Here is a 17,994-nt window from a genome sequence, read left to right as displayed (position 1 = left end):
CGGGCAGTTTGCCCGAAGGCTTGGGGGGCGGCAATACGCGTGGGATCTGCAAATACAGTCTGTCAGGCACCCCATACTCCTGTGGGAGCGAGCCTGCTCGCGAAGGCGGTGTATCAGTCGACGCTTGCGCCAACTGACCTGCCGTTTTCGCGAGCAGGCTCGCTCCCACAGGGGCGCTGAGGTGTTCAGGCGGGTGTGTCGAGTTCCAGATGCAGGTTGTCGATCAGGCGCGTGGTGCCCAGGAAGGCGGCAACCAGAATCACCAGGTCGCGATCTTCGCTCACAGCTGGGCGCAAGGTCCTGGCGTCACGGATTTCCAGGTAATCGGGACGCAGGCCGGCGGATTCGAGCTGTTTGAGCTGTTCGCCAATCAGCGCCGGGAAGTCCCGTTGCCCCTGCCTGATCGCATCGGCGATCTGGCTCAGGGCACGGTAGACCACGGGCGCCACGGCGCGCTGCTCGGGGCTGAGAAAACCGTTGCGCGAAGACAGCGCCAGGCCGTCCTCGGCGCGCACGGTCGGCTCACCGATGATCTGGATCGGCATGTTCAGGTCATGCACCAGCGCGCGGATCACCGCCAGTTGCTGGAAATCCTTCTGGCCGAACACCGCCAGATCCGGCTGGACCATGTTGAAGAGCTTGCTGACCACCGTCGCCACGCCTTCGAAATGCCCCGGACGGCTGGCGCCACACAGGCCTTCGGACAACTGCGGGACGCTGACGCGGGTCTGCCCGGCCATGCCATCGGGATACATCTCCTCCACGCTGGGCGCGAACAGCAGATGGCAGCCGGCCTGGAGCAGTTTCTCCTGGTCGGCCGCGAGGGTGCGCGGATATTTGTCGAGGTCTTCGCCAGCGCCGAATTGCAGCGGATTGACGAAAATACTCGCCACGACAAAATCGGCCCGCTGCGCCGCCTTGGTCACCAGCGCCATGTGCCCGCTGTGCAGGTTGCCCATGGTCGGGACAAAGGCGATGCGTTTGCCTTCGCCGCGGGCGCGGGCCACGGCGGCGCGGAGTTCGCGTACGGTCTTCACGGTGTTCATGCGGAAAATCCGTGCTCGGCGCCAGGGAAGGTCGTCGCCTTCACTTCAGCGACATAGGCGGACAGGGCTGCCTGGATAGTGGTTTGCCCGGTCATGAAGTTCTTCACGAACTTGGGTACGCGGCCGGTAATCGACAGCCCAAGCATGTCGTGGAGCACCAGTACCTGGCCGTCGGTAGCGTTACCGGCGCCGATGCCGATCACCGGGATTTTTACCGCTTGAGTGATTTCCTGCGCCAGCTCGCTGGGTACGCATTCGAGCAGCAACATGGCGGCACCGGCCTGTTCCAGCGCAATCGCATCGGCACGCATCTGCCGCGCCTGGTTTTCGTTGCGGCCCTGGACCTTGTAGCCACCGAGGATATTCACCGCCTGGGGCGTCAGGCCCAGGTGTGCGCACACCGGGATACCGCGCTCGGCCAGCAGGCGGATCGAGTCGGCCAGCCACAACGCGCCTTCGACCTTGACCATGTGGGCACCGGCCTGCATGAGCATGGCGCTGTTGGTCATGGTTTGTTCGAGGGTGGCGTAGGCCATGAACGGCAGGTCGGCGAGGATCAGCGCGTCGGTGTTACCGCGTTTGACGGCGGCTACATGGTAGGCCATTTCGGCGGTGGTCACCGGCAGCGTGCTGTCGTGCCCTTGCAGCACCATGCCGAGGGAATCGCCCACCAGCAGCACTTCGACACCGGCCTCGTTGCAGGCATGGGCGAAGGTTGCGTCATAGCAGGTCAGCATGGTGATTTTTTCACCTTTCTGCTTGAGACCTTGCAGCGTGGTCAGGGTAATAGCTGGCATGAAAAAGTCCTCATTAGGCGCTCCAATACAGGCGCACCTTCTATGCGTGGTGCTTGTAAGGCCTGGATTGCGCCCATTAGCGCCGCGTTGGCGGCGACGGGACGCCTATAGTCGTGAGGAGCAACCGGGAAGTCAATTGGATGTGTTACCGGTGGGTGTTACCGAGGTTACTGATGCGTTTCAGCGTGGAGGCGTGTTTAAAAACTGACTGCCTGGTCCCGGATTTTTTGTGGGAGCGAGCCTGCTCGCGAAGACGGTGTACCAGTCCGGCAAATGAGGCTGACGCAAAGCTTTCGCGAGCAGGCTCGCTCCCACAGGGGATTGGGGTCAGTTAGCGGGCAAGCGTTCCAGGTCGACGAAGGGGCACGCCGCGAGGAGGTCCTTGAGCAAGCGCCCATCGGCCAGGCGCAGGTCGGCGGGCGCGAGCTCGGCCAGCGGATACAGGACAAAGGCTCGGGCGTGCATATGGTAATGAGGGACTTTGAGACGCGGCTCGTCGATAAGGTGATCACCGAACAGCAGAATATCCAGGTCCAGGGTGCGCGGGCCCCAGCGCTCGAGGCGCTCGCGACCCTGGCCGGTTTCGATGGCCTGTAGTGCATCGAGCAAGTCCAGCGGCGCGAGATTGCTGTCCAGCGCCGCAACGGCATTGGTATAGCGCGGCTGGCCGGGGAGCAGGGAGTCGCTTTGATAGAACGCTGAAACGCCCGCCAATCGCGTCTCGGGCAGTCGCGCCAGCGCCTTGACGGCGCTGCGCAATTGTTCGGCGGGCTCGGCCAGGTTGCTGCCCATGCCGATGTAGATGCGTTCCATCGATCACTCGCCCGAGGCGCTTGGCGCACCGGCACGTTTGCGCTTGGCGCCACTGCTGCGGCGACGTTTGCGCGGGCCGCTGGCGCCGTCATCCTTGCCGCTCAGTTCGCGAATCATGTCGCGGCGCTCGCTGTCGTTGGCGTCCTGGTAATCGGTCCACCATTCGCCCAGGCCATCGGTCTGTTCGCCGGCGCTTTCGCGCAGCAGCAGGAAATCGTAACCGGCGCGGAAACGCGGGTTGTCCAGCAGCAGGTCGGCGCGTTTGCCGCTGCGCCGTGGCAGGCGCTCTTGCATGTCCCAGATCTCGCGGATCGGCATCGTGAAGCGTTTTGGAATGGCGATGCGCTGGCATTGCTCTGCTATCAGCTCATGGGCGGCTTCCTGCATCGCCGGAATCGGCGGCATGCCGCGTTCCTGCAAACGCAGGACTCGGGCGGGCAGGGCGGGCCAGAGCAAGGCGGCGAACAGGAACGCCGGGGTCACCGGTTTGTTCTGCTTGATGCGCAGGTCGGTGTTGATCAGCGCTTCGCTGATCAAGGTGTGGGTGTAGGTCGGGTTGTATTCCAGCGCCTCGGCACTGGCGGGGAACAGCGGGTCGAACAGCTGAAGGTCGACGAGCATTTCGAAGGTGTCTGCGGCGTGACCCGACAGGAATAACTTGAGCACTTCTTCGAACAGCCGCGCCGACGGGATTTCCCTCAGCATCGGCGCCAGTTCGCGAATCGGCATGGCGCTGTGTTTCTCGATGCCGAAATCCAGTTTGGCAGCGAAACGCACGGCTCGCAGCATCCGCACCGGGTCTTCCTGGTAACGCTGCCTGGGGTCGCCGATCAGGCGGATAAGCCGGTTGCGGATGTCGTGCACGCCGTTGGCGTAATCGAGGATGCGTTCGCTGACCGGGTCGTAATACAGCGCGTTGATGGTGAAGTCGCGACGCTGGGCGTCTTCTTCCAATGTGCCGTAGACGTTATCGCGCAGGATGCGCCCGCTCTCGTTGCGAGAAGACTGATTGCTGTCTTCTTCTTCGTCGTTTTGCGGGTGGTTGGCGCGGAACGTCGCGACCTCGATGATTTCGCGGCCGAAGTGGATGTGCACCAGCTTGAAGCGCCGCCCGATGATCCGCGCATTGCGGAACTCGGCTCGTATCTGCTCGGGCGTGGCGCTGGTGGCGACGTCGAAATCCTTGGGCGTGATATTGAGCAGCATGTCGCGCACGCAACCACCGACCAGGTAAGCCTGGTAGCCGGCGTTCTGCAGGCGTTCGACGATGTTCACCGCGTAACGGCTGAATTGGGCCTTTTGCAACGAATGCTGGCCGCTGTTGAGCACTTCAGGCGTGCTGCGGATGTGTTGCGTACGACGCAAGGGAGAACGGAATGACTGGAACAGCTTCTTCAGCATGGGATGCACTGTTTGAAGGAATATTCGGCCAAAAACGAGGAATGACCGCATGATGGGCGGGGATTCTAGCATTTAGTCGAGGGATGGTGTAGGACACAGGAGTTTTGAGCTGCAAGCTTTAGGCGACGAGCTTGTAGGCTACGGGGAAGGCGGAATGACAGAAACCACAAGGGGAGCCGAAGCTCCCCCAGAATTAGTTGCGTGCTCTGTTTTTATTATTGGTTTCGGGCTTTTTGTTTTTGTTGAGTGCCCGCGCCACGAGGTTTCCCTTCGTGACCCTCCCAATCGGGAGCCAAGAGCAAACGGATTGCTTTGGTCGCTGTGTTGCAGTGATCAATCGATCCAACCAGTTCAGGCACCTGTCTTGAGACAGTTTTATTGTTCTCGGCCTGGTTGTGGGGCAAGCCCCAAATACAACGCCTCTCCAAAAGAATCAGTTAGCTGCGCCTCTCGCCGTCTTGTTTTTATTGTGCGTGAGTCGATTCGTCTTATTTTTATTGTCTTGTGCATTGCTTGTTATTGTTCTTGTACCAAAGCTATAGCAGGGTGCGTGCCAACTTTTGGCAGGCCCAGCGAAACCGGGGGTTCTATGGTTATAGCGGTTTTTTCGAGGCGAAAAAAAGCCGGGGTTTCGTTACCGTAAACCCCGGCATCTGTTACGTGAAAAAGCTGAGGTAACAGTTTTTTCACATCCTGCAGTGTTACCTGCGTGTTTCAGCTCTCGCTGGCAACGCCCGTCTTGCGTCGTGGGATACCCAGGCGCTGGCGGCGCTCCCACAGGCACTTGCGGCTCACGCCCAGCTTGCGCGCCAGTTCCGTCTCGGTCATGTGGTCCTGGTGCTCCAGGACGAAGTGCTGGAAGTAGTCTTCCAGCGACAGGTCCTCGGTGGGCTCGTGGCTGGTGTTGTTGGCGCCGCCGCCCTGTTGAGGGGCCAGGCCGATGAATTCTTCATCGTCCAGGTCACTCAATTCGATGTCGATCCCCAGCAGGTCGGCGGAGATTTCCGGGCTCTCGCACAGGATCACCGCGCGCTCCACGGCGTTTTCCAGCTCACGGACGTTACCCGGCCAGGCGTAATGACGAATGGCTTGTTCGGCGTCGGGGGCAAACTTCAGGTCGGTGCGGTTGACCCGCGCGCTCTGGCGGGCGAGGAAGGCATTGGCAATCTCGTTGACGTCCGCGCCGCGCTCGCGCAGTGGCGGCAGCTTCAGGGCAATCACGTGCAGCCGGTAATACAGGTCTTCACGGAACTGACCGATTTTCGCCAGGCTCTTGAGGTCGCGGTGCGTCGCGGCGATCAGGCGCACATCGACCTTTTGCGACTGGACCGAACCGACTCGACGAATCTCGCCTTCCTGGAGGACGCGCAACAGCCGTGCCTGGGCTTCCAGGGGCAGCTCGCCGATTTCGTCAAGAAACAGCGTGCCTCCGTCCGCCGCCTCGACCAGGCCCGCACGCCCTGCGCTGGCACCGGTGAAGGCGCCTTTCTCATGGCCGAACAGCTCGGACTCGATCAGGCTTTCCGGGATGGCCGCACAGTTCACCGAAATCATTGGCGCCTTGGCTCGGCGGGACAGGTTATGCAGCGCCCTGGCCACAAGCTCCTTGCCGGTGCCGGACTCGCCCTGGATCAGGACGTTGGAATCGGTCGGTGCCACTTTGCGGATCTTGCTGTAAAGGTCCTGCATGGGTGGGCAGGAGCCGATGATGCCGATTTCGCCGTTGTTGTTGCTGGCGCCCGCCTTGCCTGGAGCAGCGGCCTTGCCGTTCGTCGGTTCCGAAGGCTGGCTGCTCGCCGTTTGTCGGTCACGCAGGATTCGAGCGACGGCCTGAAGCATTTCGTCGTGGTCGAACGGCTTGGCAATGTAGTCGACCGCACCCATTTTCATGGAGTCGACCGCCGAGCGCAGGCTGGCATAGCTGGTCATGATCAGGACAGGCGTGCCCTGGCCGAGCTTGATCAACTCGGTCCCCGGGGCACCAGGCAGGCGCAGGTCACTGACGATCAGGTCAAACGTTGGAATGCTGAAACGCTCTTGTGCTTCCTGCACGGAACCGGCTTCGCTGACCTGGTACTGGTTGCGTTCCAGCAGGCGGCGCAAGGCGGAGCGGATAATTGTTTCGTCTTCGACGATCAAAATGTGCGGCATTGATTCGATTCTCTCGACGGTCTCAGTTCACAGCGGACGTCGCTTCGACATGACGCGGCAAGGTCACCCGGATACGGGTGCCGCGTTGGCTCTGAACATCGGCCGGGCTGTCGATGGTGATTTGTCCATAATGCTCTTCAACGATGGAATAGACCAGTGCGAGGCCCAGACCGGTGCCTTCGCCAGGATCCTTGGTGGTAAAGAAAGGTTCGAACAATCGATCCATGATGTTCTGTGGGATACCGCTGCCTTCGTCTTCGACGATCAGGTCGACCGTGTGTTCAAAGGCTTCGCTTTTGACCCGTACCGCGCTGCCGGCAGGGGAGGCGTCGCGCGCGTTGGAAAGCAGGTTGATCAGCACCTGGGCGAGCCGTTGGGGATCGCCATCGACCCAATGATCGGGGTCGCACAGGTTGAAGAACTGCACTTCGAAATTGCGCCGGTTGAGTGCCAGCAGGCCAATGGCGTCCTGGGCGACTTCGGCCAGGCACACCGGTTCGTCGTTGTGCTGGTGGCCGCCGGCGTGGGCGAAACTCATCAAGGATTGGACAATGCGCGACACGCGCTTGGTCTGTTCGAGAATCTGCCCGCTGATTTCCGTCAGCTCGCCGTCGTCCTCGCGTTCTTCGCGCAGGTTCTGCGCCAGGCAGGCGATGCCGGTGATCGGGTTGCCGATTTCGTGGGCCACGCCGGCGGCCAGTCGTCCGATGCTGGCCAGGCGCTCGGAATGGACCAGCTTGTCTTCGAGCATCTGGGTGTCGGTCAGGTCTTCCACCAGCAGCACCAGGCCGCTGTTGCCCGGCGCCAACGGCTCGTCGATCGCCGCCTTGTGCAGGTTCAGCCACCGGGTCTGGCCGTCGAGAGCCAAGTGCTGTTTGTGCAGGTGTTCGTCCGGCAGGTCGATGAAGCCTTGCAGCAAACCTTTCCACGGCTCGCCCAGGGTACTCAAGCGCGAGCCGACCACGCGCTGGGCGGCGATGCCGGTCAGCTCTTCCATGGCCTTGTTCCACATGAGGATTTCCTGGTCCTTGGCCAGCGAACAGACGCCCATCGGCAGTTCCTGCAGGGTCTGGCGGTGGTAGCGGCGCAAGGCATCCAGCTCGGCGGCGAGGCCAGTGAGGCGCGAATGGTAGTCCTCGAGGCGGCTTTCGATGAAGTGGATGTCTTCGGTCACGTAGTTTTCGCCGCCTGCCTTATAAGGCAGGAAGGTTTCGACCATGTCCTGGGCCACGCTGGGGCCCATCAGGCCGGACAGGTTGGCTTCGATCCGGTCGCGCAAGCGACGCAACGCGTACGGGCGACGCTCATCGAACGGCAGGTATAGATCGCGCAGGGCCTGTTCGACTTCCTTTTGTGCGGCCTTGGCGCCCAGCGGCTTGGCCAGTTGCGTGGCGAATTCCTGGGGCGAGGCGGCGTGCAGTTCGCGGCGTTGCGGGCGACGCACGTTATCCACAGCGCAGGCTTCGGCGGCGCTGGCTTCTTCACTGCTGGCGTTGGTGAACAGCGAAATCAGGGTGAACATCAGCACGTTCGCCGCCAGCGAGGCGATGGCTGCCATGTGCCAGCTGGTGTCGTCGAGCACGTAGATCATGTTCAGGAGCGGGATGTAGAACCCCTGCAGGTTGCCCAGCAGCGGCAACAGCATGGCGACCAGCCAGACCAGGATCCCGGCCATCAGGCCGGCGATAAAGCCGCGGCGGTTGGCGGTTGGCCAATACAGGACCGACAGCACGCCGGGCAGGAACTGCAGGGTGGCGACGAACGCGACGATGCCCAGGTTGGCCAGGTCCTGCCCGTCGCCCAGCATCAGGTAGAAACCATAACCGGCCATGATGATCGCAACGATCAGCGCGCGGCGGGTCCATTTCAACCAGCGGTAGATATTTCCTTCCGCCGGCGGCTGGTAGAGCGGCAGCACCAGATGATTGAGGGCCATGCCCGACAACGCCAAAGTGGTGACGATGATCAGGCCGCTGGCCGCCGACAGCCCGCCGATATAGGCCAGCAATGCCAGGGCCTTGCTGTTGGCGGCAATGCCGATGCCGAGGGTGAAGTATTCCGGATTGGTGCTGGCGCCGAGTTTCAGACCTGCCCACAGAATCAGTGGCACCGCCAGGCTCATCAACAGCAGGAACAGTGGCAGGCCCCAGCTCGCGCTGACCAGTGAGCGCGGGTTGAGGTTTTCGGTGAAGGTCATGTGGTACATGTGCGGCATCACGATTGCCGAGGCGAAGAACACCAGCAATAGCGTGCGCCACGGGCCTTCCTGCAAAGGCGTATGCAGGGCGGCGAGGGCGGTCTGGTTCTGTAACAGCCAAAGCTCGAGCTGTTGCGGGCCATCGAACACGCCGTACAGCGCGTAGAGGCCGACGCCACCGATGGCGATCAGCTTGATCACCGATTCAAAGGCAATGGCGAATACCAGGCCTTCGTGTTTTTCCCGGGTGGCGATGTGCCGTGAGCCGAAAAAAATCGTGAACAGAATGATCAGCGCGCAGAAGCTCAGCGCTACTCGATGTTGCACCGGTTCGCGGGTCAGGATGCTGATGGAATCGGCCACGGCCTGGATTTGCAGGGCCAGCAGCGGTAACACGCCGACCAGCATGAAGATCGTGGTCAGCGCGCCGGCCCAGGTGCTGCGAAAGCGGAAGGCGAACAGGTCGGCCAGCGATGACAGTTGGTAGGTACGGGTGATCTTCAGGATTGGATAAAGCAACACCGGCGCCAGCAGGAAGGCCCCGGACACCCCAAGGTAGCTGGACAGGAAACCATAGCCATACTGATAGGCCAGCCCGACCGTGCCATAAAACGCCCATGCGCTGGCGTAGACCCCCAGCGACAAGGTGTAGGTCAGCGGGTGGCGGATGATCGCCCGGGGGATCATGCCTCGTTCGCTGATCCAGGCCACGCCGAACAGCACCGCCAGGTAGGCGGCGCTGATCAGGATCATCTGGGTCAGGCTAAAGCTCATCGGCATCTTTTTGGCTCTGCAGGATGAAGGTCACGACGATCAGGATCAGCCAGAGCAGATACGGCCGATACCAGGCACCCGTGGCATCGATCCACCAATCCATGATGGCCGGGGAGAACAGGTAGATCCCGACTACCAAAAGCAGGACCAAGCGATAGATGTACATCCCGGCCTCTCTTTGTTTATGCGCGTGCCCGAAAACGTGCGGCGATGGTAACGGATAGGCGGCAGGCTGCAAGGGCCGTCATGGTATTTGCGCTTCGGGCAGGGTGAGGACGCGCGGGATCTTGCTCGCATCCCAGTGTCGAATGCCCCAGGCCAGCAGTTCGCGGGGGCTGGCATCGCAGAGTTCCGGGCCCGGTTGCTGGCCCAGTGCGCGCAATGCCCGTAACAGCAGCGGCGCAGCCTGGTCCGCTGTCAGCGGCGGTGAACGATAGGATTTGCCGAGCTTGTGCCCGTCGGGCTGGGTGATCAGCGGCACATGCAGGTAACGCGGTTGTGGCAGCCCGAGGAGTTCCTGCAGGTAGAGCTGGCGTGGCGTGGAGTCCAGCAGGTCAGCGCCGCGGACGATATCGGTGACGCCTTGCCAGGCGTCGTCCAGCACCACCGCCAGCTGATAGGCGTAGAGCCCGTCACGACGACGGATCACGAAATCACCGGCCTCACGGCCCAGGTGCTGGCGAAATTCGCCCTGGACCCGGTCGGTGAAATGATATTCAAGCTCGGGGACGCGCAGGCGGATGGCGGCGTCCTCGGTGTCGTGGCCGGCGTTGCGGCATAGCCCTGGGTAAATACCCTGATACGGTTCCAGTTGCTTGCGCGAACAGGTGCAGGCGTAGGCCAGGCCTTGGCTGAACAAGCGATCAATGACCAGTTGATAGGCTTCATGGCGGTCGCTCTGGCGGACCATTTCGCCATCCCATTCAAAACCATAGGTTTGCAGCGCATTAAGGATCGCCGCTTGCGCGCCGGGCTCTTCCCGCGGTGGGTCAAGGTCTTCCATGCGCAACAACCAGCGCCCGCCGACGGCCCTGGCGTCGAGGTACGATGCCAGGGCGGCGACCAGCGAGCCGAAGTGCAGGTGGCCGCTGGGGGTGGGGGCGAAGCGTCCGATGTAGGCAGTCATAAGGCGAATGTCATTGGGGTCAGGGCGGTAGGCAATCTCGACAACAAAGCATATCCCCTGTGGGAGCGAGCCTGCTCGCGATAGCGGTGTATCTGTCGCATCAAGGTTGGCTGACCCACTGCCTTCGCGAGCAGGCTCGCTCCCACAAGGGGTTATGAGTCTGGAGAAAATATCGGAAACAAAAACGGAGCGTATGAACGCTCCGTTTCGGTTACAGCCCCGGCGATTACTTGCCGACCTGTTTTTCCTTGATTTCCGCCAGGGTCTTGCAGTCTACGCACATGTCTGCGGTTGGACGTGCTTCCAGTCGCTTGACGCCGATCTCGACGCCGCAGGACTCGCACCAGCCGTATTCTTCGTCTTCGATCAGTTGCAGCGTCTTGTCGATTTTCTTGATCAGCTTGCGTTCCCGGTCACGGGCGCGCAATTCGAGGGCGAACTCTTCTTCCTGGCTGGCACGGTCGGCCGGGTCGGGGAAGTTGGCAGCGTCGTCCTTCATATGGTCCACGGTGCGGTCGACTTCCAGCATCAAGTCCTGTTTCCACTTGTTCAGGATCTTGGTGAAGTGTGCGCGCATCGGGGCGCCCATGTACTCTTCGCCCGGTTGTGGGGTATACGGCTCAAACCCGCTGAGCGACTGATTTTGATTCTGCTTTGCTTGGGTGGGCATGAATGGACCGCCTCTACTCTTGTAATCCACTACGCAGGATTGCTCCATCACCGACACCTGCCGGCCCTGCGGCTGCAAGCGGGCGAACTTACCAGATCAAATCGGGCCGCGCTACTCCCGGTTGTCGAGCCTGCGGCGGCCGGGGCCTGTAAAACGTGGCCGGGTTCGCTTCGGTGGGGATGCAATCCTGCTCAATGCTTGATTCTAGTCAAGCCTGGGCCAATCGCCGGAACCATTTCCAGCGATCTACGGTAGGACCATCGGGTATTCGCGCTCGTTCCCGCACCGCTGCCCGAGTTGGGTAGAATCGGTTCTTTTTTCGTGAAGGATGGCCCCAATGGCCCAGCCCTACAGCGCACGCAGCCGTGCCATCGAACCGTTCCATGTCATGGCGCTGCTGGCACGCGCCAACGAATTGCAGGCTGCCGGGCACGACGTCATCCATCTGGAGATCGGCGAGCCGGACTTCACTACCGCCGAGCCGATCATCCAGGCCGGCCAGGCCGCCCTGGCGGCCGGCAAGACCCGTTACACCGCAGCCCGCGGCATTCCCGAGTTGCGCGAGGCCATCGCCGGCTTTTATGCGCAGCGCCACGGCGTTGACATCGATCCGCGGCGCATCCTGGTCACGCCGGGTGGGTCTGGTGCCTTGTTGCTGACCAGTGCCCTGCTCGTCGACCCGGGCAAGCATTGGTTGCTGGCCGATCCTGGCTACCCCTGCAACCGCCATTTCCTGCGCCTGATCGAAGGTGCGGCGCAATTGGTGCCAGTAGGGCCGGACGTGCGCTACCAACTGACCCCGGACCTGGTGGATCGCCATTGGGATCACGACAGCGTGGGGGCATTGGTGGCATCGCCGGCCAACCCGACCGGGACGATTCTCTCTCGGGACGAGTTGGCGGGGTTGTCCAGGGCAATCAAGGGCCACAACGGCCATCTGGTCGTCGATGAGATCTATCACGGCCTGACTTATGGCACCGACGCCACCAGTGTGCTGGAAGTGGACGACGATGCTTTTGTTCTCAACAGTTTTTCCAAGTATTTCGGTATGACCGGTTGGCGGCTCGGTTGGCTGGTGGCCCCTTCGGCGGCGGTCAGTGAGCTGGAGAAACTTGCGCAGAATCTTTACATCAGTGCGCCGAGCATGGCCCAGTACGCGGCCCTGGCCTGTTTCGAACCCGCGACCATCGAGATTTTCGAGCAGCGTCGTGCCGAGTTCGCGCGGCGTCGCGACTTCCTGCTGCCGGCGTTGCGTGAGTTGGGATTCGGCATCGCGGTGGAGCCCGAAGGTGCGTTCTATCTTTACGCCGATATCAACGCGTTCGGTGGCGATGCCTTTGCGTTCTGCCAGCATTTCCTGGAAACCGAACACGTGGCGTTCACGCCGGGGCTGGATTTCGGTCGGCACCAGGCCGGTCATCATGTGCGTTTTGCCTACACCCAAAGCCTGCCTCGGCTACAGGAAGCGGTGACGCGAATCGAACGCGGACTGCGGAGCTGGCAAGGCTGATGCGTTTTTCTCCTGCGCTGGAAGAAGGTCGACTGATTCGACGTTACAAGCGTTTTCTCGCCGATATCGAGACCGTTGACGGCGAACTGCTCACCATCCACTGCCCGAACACCGGCTCGATGCTCAATTGCATGGCCGAGGGCGCGCGCGTCTGGTTCAGCCGCTCCAGCGACCCCAAGCGCAAGCTGCCGGGGACCTGGGAAATAGGCGAAACCCCTCAGGGGCGATTGGCCTGCATCAATACCGCGCGAGCCAACCCCCTGGTTGAAGAGGCGTTGCGCGCGGGTGTCATCAGGGAGCTGAACGGTTTTGTCGGGCTGAAGCGCGAAGTCGCCTACGGCGTGGAGAACAGCCGTATCGATTTTCGACTCGACTATGCCGACCAGACCTCGGCCTGGGTCGAGGTCAAAAGTGTCACGCTGGGTTTCGATGCAACAAATGTGGCGGCGTTTCCCGATGCGGTGACGCTGCGTGGCGCCAAACATCTGCGGGAACTGGCTTGTCTGGCCCGCGACGGCGTACGGGCGGTGCAGCTGTATTGCGTAAACCTGAGTGGCATCGACGCGGTGCGCCCGGCGCAGGAAATCGACCCGGTGTACGCGGCGGCGTTGCGTGAGGCGGTGGCCGCCGGGGTGGAAGTGTTGGCCTACGGGGTCACCTTGACGCCGGAGCAGATATGGGTGGATCGCCCGCTGCCGGTATTGCTTGAACCGCTACAGGTCGACCCAGATGCCCTGATCATCCTCCCGGCTGTCTAGCGCGGCCAGGAACTGCCCGGCACAAGGGCCGGCGACGCATTCACCACTTTCAATCAGGAATAGCGCGCCATGGGTCGCGCACTGGATCAGGCTGGCGCTGGGGTCGAGGAACTGGTCGGGTTGCCACTCCAGCGGCACGCCGCGATGCGGGCAGCGGTTAAGGTAGACGTAGGCCTGGCCCGCGCGCCGCACGGCCAGCACCTTGCGCCCGTTGATGTCGAAGCCGCGACTGTTGTTGTCCGGTAACTCAGCGGCGCTGCAAAGAAATTTCATTTCTGTCCTCGATGAACCCTGTGAGAGCGGGCTTGCTCGCGAAAGCGTCGGTCCATCCTGCATTTATGTTGCCTGGCACACCGCATTCGCGAGCAAGCCCGCTCCCACAAGGTTCTCGCGTTTTTCTGGACGATCCAAGCTTGACGGTCAAATGAAAACAATTATCAAATGGCGCCTCCTTCACAGGTGACCGAGGATACGTCGCCAGGCTCGGCCCTGTGAAAAATTTCTCTGAGGAAGCTATCCGATGCGCTTGAATTTCCGCGTTGCTGCGCTCTGTGTCGTCCTTTTGGCCAGCCAGGGAGCGCTGGCGGCCGATCTGCCGCAACGCTGGGTGAGCGCTGGGGGGGCCTTGTCGGAGTGGGTCAGTGCGCTCGGCGGTGAGTCGAAGCTGGTGGGCGTGGACACCACCAGCCAGCATCCCGAGTCGTTGCGAGCGCTGCCCAGTATCGGTTATCAGCGACAGCTGTCGGCGGAAGGCGTGCTGAGCTTGCGGCCGCAAATTCTGGTGGGCACCGAAGAAATGGGACCGCCGCCGGTGCTCGCGCAAATTCGTGCGGCCGGGGTGCCGGTCGAATTGTTCTCGGCGGCGCCGAGCCTGGAGGCACTTCAGACTAATCTGCGTCACTTGGGGCAGCTCTTGGGGGCCGAGACCAAGGCTGCGGAGTTGTTCGATGACTATCAACAACGGCTTTCCCAGCACGCCGTCCGCGTAAACGCAGCCCGGCTCAAGCAGAAGGCGCCTGGCGTATTGCTGCTGGTGGGCAATGCTGGCGGCAAATCGCTGATCGCCGGTAAAGGCACCGCCGCCGACTGGTTGCTGGAGCAAGCCGGTGGTCACAACCTGGCGACCCACAGCGGCTACAAACCGTTTTCCGTGGAAACCCTTGCCAGCTTGAATCCTGAAGTGCTGGTCTTTGCCGATCGAGCCTTGACCGGCGAAGAAGCGCGCGCCGCGCTGTTCAAGGAAAATCCGATCTTGTCCTCGACCCGGGCCGCCAAGAGTGGGCGTGTCATGGAACTGGACCCGACGCTGCTGGTGGGCGGATTGGGTCCGCGCCTGCCGCAAAGCCTGGTGAAGCTCACCGACGGTTTTTATTCGGTCAAGACCCCATGACCGCGCTGGTCAAGCCACGCACTTTATTCATTGGGTTGGGCCTGCTATGCCTGCTGGCGATCTGGTTGTCCCTGGCCTTGGGGCCGGTGAGCTTGCCGCTGTTCGATACCCTGCGCGCCGCCATGCGCCTGTCGGGCTTGCCGGTGGCTGCCGATGGCCTGGAGCAGGCCGAACTGATCCTTGGCCAGATCCGCCTGCCGCGTACCCTGCTGGGGCTGGCGGTGGGCGGGGTATTGGCGTTATCCGGCGTGGCGATGCAGGGGCTGTTTCGCAACCCGCTGGCGGACCCGGGGCTGGTCGGGGTTTCCAGTGGTGCGGCGCTGGGGGCAGCGTTTGCCATCGTCGGCGGTTCGATGCTGGGCGGGCTGCCCGAAGCGCTGGGACCTTATCTTTTGTCACTGTGTGCGTTCCTCGGCGGGCTCGGGGTCACGGCGCTGGTCTATCGCCTCGGCCGGCGCAACGGTCAGACTCACGTCGCGACCATGCTTCTGGCCGGGATCGCCCTGACCGCGCTGTCCGGCTCGGCGGTCGGCTTGTTCACTTACCTGGCGGATGACGCGACCCTGCGCACCCTGACGTTCTGGAACCTGGGCAGCCTGAACGGCGCCACCTACGCGCGCTTGTGGCCCCTGCTGCTGGTCAGCATCGGCGTGGCGATCTGGTTGCCGCGTCGGGCCCGTGCGCTCAACGCCTTGTTGCTCGGCGAGTCCGAGGCCGCGCACCTGGGCATTGACGTCGAACGGCTCAAGCGTGAGCTGGTGTTCTGCACGGCGCTGGGCGTTGGGGCCGCGGTGGCGGCTGCGGGCATGATCGGTTTTGTCGGGCTGGTGGTGCCGCATCTGGTAAGGCTGATGGCGGGCCCCGACCATCGCGTCCTGCTACCGGCTTCAATCCTGGCCGGGGCGAGCCTGCTGCTGTTCGCCGATCTGGTGGCGCGCCTCGCGCTGGCCCCGGCGGAATTGCCCATCGGCATTGTCACGGCATTCATCGGCGCACCGTTCTTCCTGTATCTGTTGCTGCGGGGGCGTGCCTGATGCTGCGAGCGCATGACCTGCATATTCTCCGGGGACGCAAAACCGTACTGGCGGACATCGACTTTCAGCTCAATCCCGGCGAAGTGCTCGGTGTGCTCGGCCCCAACGGTGCGGGCAAAAGTACGCTGCTGGCAGGCTTGTGTGGCGAGTTGCGTCCGGCCCGGGGCCAGGTCTGGCTCGACGACAGGCCCCTCGCCCAGTGGGGCGGCGCCGAGCGCGCCCGTCGTCTGGCGGTGTTGCCACAGTCATCGACCCTGGATTTTGCATTCCGCGTGGAAGAGGTGGTCGGCATGGGGCGCCTGCCCCACCGGAGCGGCCAGTTGCGGGACGCGCAGATCGTTGAATCGGCATTACAGGCCGCCGATGCCACGCATCTGTATGGCCGCAACTACCTGACCCTGTCCGGTGGCGAACGCCAGCGGGTGCACTTGGCGCGGGTGCTGGCGCAACTGTGGCCGGGCGAGGTGGGGCAGACGCTGTTGTTGGACGAGCCGACGTCAATGCTCGATCCCTTGCACCAGCACATCATCCTGCAAGCGGTGCGTGAATTTGCCGATCGCGGTGCCGCCGTGCTGGTGATCCTGCATGACCTGAACCTGGCGGCGCGTTACTGTGACCGCCTGTTGCTGCTCGCGTCCGGCCGTCCGGTGGCCCTGGACACGCCCCGGCACGTGCTGCGCCCGGAGCCGCTCAAGGCGGTATTCGGCCTGGAAGTGCTGGTGCAGTCCCATCCGGAGCGCGGGCATCCGTTGATCATCGCCCGCTGAGGCAATCTGGAGGATGCAGATGTGCGCCTGTTCCTGATTTTGGCTTTGAGCGTGTTGACGGCTTGCCAAAGTATCGCGCGGCCTCCGGTCAACGGACGGATCCTTGACTTGCAAAGTGGCCAGGCCCTCTCGTCGCATGCCTTGGTCGAGCGCTTGGCGCAAGCTCCGCGTGTCGTGGTCGGAGAGCAGCACGACAACCGCGACCATCATAGGTTGCAACGCTGGTTGCTCCAGGCCTTGGCCGGACAGCGAGCCCAAGGCAGCTTGCTCTTGGAGATGCTGACGCCACAGCAGCAGCCGAAGGTCGACGCGGTTCGCCAGTTGCCAGCCTTGCCCAAGGATTTGCCCGGCGCGCTGGACTGGTCGTCGGGTTGGGATTGGAACCTGTACGGACCCGTGGTGGAGTTCGCCTTGCCTCAGCCTTATCCGGTGCTGGCGGCCAATCTTGACCGCACGGAGATCCAGCGCATTTATCGTCAAATGCCCTTGGTGGAGGGTGAGCGCTCCAATTCGTCCGTGGTGAAGGAAAAGCTGCTGGGACAGATCCGCGAGTCCCATTGCGGCCTGTTGCCGGAATCGCAGATGCCGGCGATGTTGGCGGTCCAGCAGCAGCGAGACCGGCGGATGGCGGAGCAGTTGCTCAAGGCGCCGACGCCTGCATTGTTGTTTGCCGGTGCCTGGCATGGGCGAAAGGACGTCGGCGTGCCGCTGCATGTGCGGGACCTGGGCGCCAACGAAGCGCCGGTTGTGCTGATGCTGGCCGAGGAGGGGAGCAACGTTACGTCGGCCATGGCTGATTATGTGTGGTACACCCCGGCCACCCCGCCTCAGGATTACTGCGCGCAGATGCGTTAACAACAAGGCAAGTGATATTCCGGGCAAAAAAAGACCCGGCAAAAGCCGGGTCAAATAACCGTGATTAGCCTGATGAGGAGATATCTGAGAGTCCGAACCAAGGGCTTTTCAAATATCGACCAGTCTCGCGACCGGATGTGGTAATCATAGCGATTCTCATTTCCAAGTCAAACAAAGTTTTTCGATTCGCCAAAAATAATGGGGCGGCGCGATGTGGGCGGCGAAAACCGTGCGTCAGGCTTTGTGGCGAGCCGAAATGGCATCCAGCTGTTTATTGAGGGCTTCCTTGCGTTCAGCGGGAATATCGTTCCAATGCATGTCCATCAATGCGCCTTCGATGGCATACAGCAATACCTTTGATGCCCGGAACCCGCGGGTGCGAACGGCGCGGTAGGCGTCCACCGCGCCGAGGCGGCGAAGATCCGAGGCGCTGTGGATGCCCACGGCATGCAGCCACTGGGCTGACGTCTTGCCCAGATTCTTCAGGTGTTGCAGTTCATCATTCATCGAGCCTCCTTGCGACGGCCGACTGGTGCAGTGGGCAAGCTTCTCAGGAGTGTAGCGGTCAGTAGGAAAAGCGTGATTGTTTGGTCGGAATCGACGCAAAACCTTCTAATGCATTACGCACGATAGGTGCAAAACGACAAAAACGGCACGTCGTCCAGCGCAGGCGGGGGCGCTGGAGGTCTGTTCGATGCCGGGCCT

17 protein-coding genes are annotated in these 17,994 nt (G+C 62.2%); 6 read left to right on the top strand and 11 right to left on the bottom strand.

The window, feature by feature from the left end:
- Window positions 1-185 precede the first annotated feature (185 nt).
- The 9 genes from panC to dksA all read right to left on the bottom strand — a co-directional run bounded on the left by panC (window position 186) and on the right by dksA (window position 10,975).
- Window positions 186-1,046 (bottom strand): pantoate--beta-alanine ligase, encoded by an 861-nt coding sequence (gene panC, locus M1E16_RS23265; protein WP_458128485.1) that lies wholly within the window; start codon window positions 1,044-1,046, stop codon window positions 186-188.
- The gene (gene panB, locus M1E16_RS23260; protein WP_458128484.1) at window positions 1,043-1,843 is read right to left on the bottom strand and encodes a 3-methyl-2-oxobutanoate hydroxymethyltransferase; all 801 of its coding nucleotides are present in this window, start codon (window positions 1,841-1,843) and stop codon (window positions 1,043-1,045) included. The genes panC and panB overlap by 4 nt, the downstream gene beginning before the upstream one ends.
- Window positions 1,844-2,170: 327 nt before the next feature.
- Window positions 2,171-2,656 carry a 2-amino-4-hydroxy-6-hydroxymethyldihydropteridine diphosphokinase gene (folK, locus tag M1E16_RS23255; RefSeq protein WP_458128483.1) on the bottom strand — a complete coding sequence of 162 codons (486 nt, stop codon included), beginning with the start codon at window positions 2,654-2,656 and terminating at the stop codon, window positions 2,171-2,173.
- Between the two features lie 3 nt (window positions 2,657-2,659).
- Window positions 2,660-4,057, bottom strand: coding sequence for a polynucleotide adenylyltransferase PcnB (locus tag M1E16_RS23250; RefSeq protein ID WP_458128482.1), 1,398 nt, complete (start codon window positions 4,055-4,057; stop codon window positions 2,660-2,662).
- Between the two features lie 714 nt (window positions 4,058-4,771).
- A complete protein-coding gene (locus M1E16_RS23245) occupies window positions 4,772-6,208 on the bottom strand; it encodes a sigma-54-dependent transcriptional regulator (RefSeq protein WP_458128481.1) in 1,437 nt (478 codons plus the stop codon).
- 22 nt (window positions 6,209-6,230) lie between these two features.
- Complete coding sequence (locus M1E16_RS23240; protein WP_434628244.1) at window positions 6,231-9,185, bottom strand: sensor histidine kinase; 2,955 nt, start codon at window positions 9,183-9,185, stop codon at window positions 6,231-6,233.
- Complete coding sequence (locus M1E16_RS23235; protein ID WP_003176118.1) at window positions 9,169-9,345, bottom strand: hypothetical protein; 177 nt, start codon at window positions 9,343-9,345, stop codon at window positions 9,169-9,171. The genes M1E16_RS23240 and M1E16_RS23235 overlap by 17 nt, the downstream gene beginning before the upstream one ends.
- Window positions 9,346-9,423: 78 nt before the next feature.
- Window positions 9,424-10,305 carry a tRNA glutamyl-Q(34) synthetase GluQRS gene (gluQRS, locus tag M1E16_RS23230; protein WP_458128480.1) on the bottom strand — a complete coding sequence of 294 codons (882 nt, stop codon included), beginning with the start codon at window positions 10,303-10,305 and terminating at the stop codon, window positions 9,424-9,426.
- Between the two features lie 226 nt (window positions 10,306-10,531).
- Window positions 10,532-10,975, bottom strand: a complete 444-nt coding sequence (gene dksA, locus M1E16_RS23225; protein ID WP_458128479.1) for an RNA polymerase-binding protein DksA — start codon at window positions 10,973-10,975, stop codon at window positions 10,532-10,534.
- Between the two features lie 337 nt (window positions 10,976-11,312).
- Between dksA and M1E16_RS23220 the strand changes: the two genes are divergently transcribed.
- Both M1E16_RS23220 and sfsA read left to right on the top strand, forming a co-directional pair.
- Window positions 11,313-12,485: a pyridoxal phosphate-dependent aminotransferase gene (locus M1E16_RS23220; protein ID WP_458128478.1), complete on the top strand. Its 1,173-nt coding sequence runs from the start codon at window positions 11,313-11,315 to the stop codon at window positions 12,483-12,485.
- Window positions 12,485-13,243 (top strand): DNA/RNA nuclease SfsA, encoded by a 759-nt coding sequence (sfsA, locus tag M1E16_RS23215; protein WP_458128477.1) that lies wholly within the window; start codon window positions 12,485-12,487, stop codon window positions 13,241-13,243. Before M1E16_RS23220 ends, sfsA begins: the two co-directional genes overlap by 1 nt.
- Here sfsA and M1E16_RS23210 read toward each other — a convergent pair.
- On the bottom strand, window positions 13,199-13,516 hold the full coding sequence (locus tag M1E16_RS23210; protein ID WP_458128476.1) for a Rieske (2Fe-2S) protein: 318 nt from the start codon (window positions 13,514-13,516) through the stop codon (window positions 13,199-13,201). The genes sfsA and M1E16_RS23210 overlap by 45 nt on opposite strands.
- 247 nt (window positions 13,517-13,763) lie before the next feature.
- Between M1E16_RS23210 and M1E16_RS23205 the strand changes: the two genes are divergently transcribed.
- The 4 genes from M1E16_RS23205 to M1E16_RS23190 are packed head-to-tail and all read left to right on the top strand — an operon-like array spanning window position 13,764 to window position 17,289.
- Complete coding sequence (locus M1E16_RS23205) at window positions 13,764-14,633, top strand: heme/hemin ABC transporter substrate-binding protein (RefSeq protein ID WP_458128475.1); 870 nt, start codon at window positions 13,764-13,766, stop codon at window positions 14,631-14,633.
- Between the two features lie 50 nt (window positions 14,634-14,683).
- Window positions 14,684-15,667: a FecCD family ABC transporter permease gene (locus M1E16_RS23200; protein ID WP_434697948.1), complete on the top strand. Its 984-nt coding sequence runs from the start codon at window positions 14,684-14,686 to the stop codon at window positions 15,665-15,667.
- On the top strand, window positions 15,667-16,434 hold the full coding sequence (locus M1E16_RS23195) for a heme ABC transporter ATP-binding protein (protein ID WP_458128474.1): 768 nt from the start codon (window positions 15,667-15,669) through the stop codon (window positions 16,432-16,434). Before M1E16_RS23200 ends, M1E16_RS23195 begins: the two co-directional genes overlap by 1 nt.
- Before the next feature lie 21 nt (window positions 16,435-16,455).
- Window positions 16,456-17,289, top strand: coding sequence for a ChaN family lipoprotein (locus M1E16_RS23190; RefSeq protein WP_458128473.1), 834 nt, complete (start codon window positions 16,456-16,458; stop codon window positions 17,287-17,289).
- A gap of 234 nt (window positions 17,290-17,523) precedes the next feature.
- Here the strand turns inward: M1E16_RS23190 and M1E16_RS23185 are convergent, their stop codons facing one another.
- On the bottom strand, window positions 17,524-17,796 hold the full coding sequence (locus M1E16_RS23185; protein WP_039593847.1) for a TfoX/Sxy family protein: 273 nt from the start codon (window positions 17,794-17,796) through the stop codon (window positions 17,524-17,526).
- Window positions 17,797-17,994: the final 198 nt, after the last annotated feature.

It is taken from the genome of Pseudomonas sp. Z2-11 (assembly GCF_054161305.1).
The sequence above is the reverse complement of the archived record's forward strand: the minus strand, read 5'-3'. Positions and strand labels throughout refer to the sequence as shown.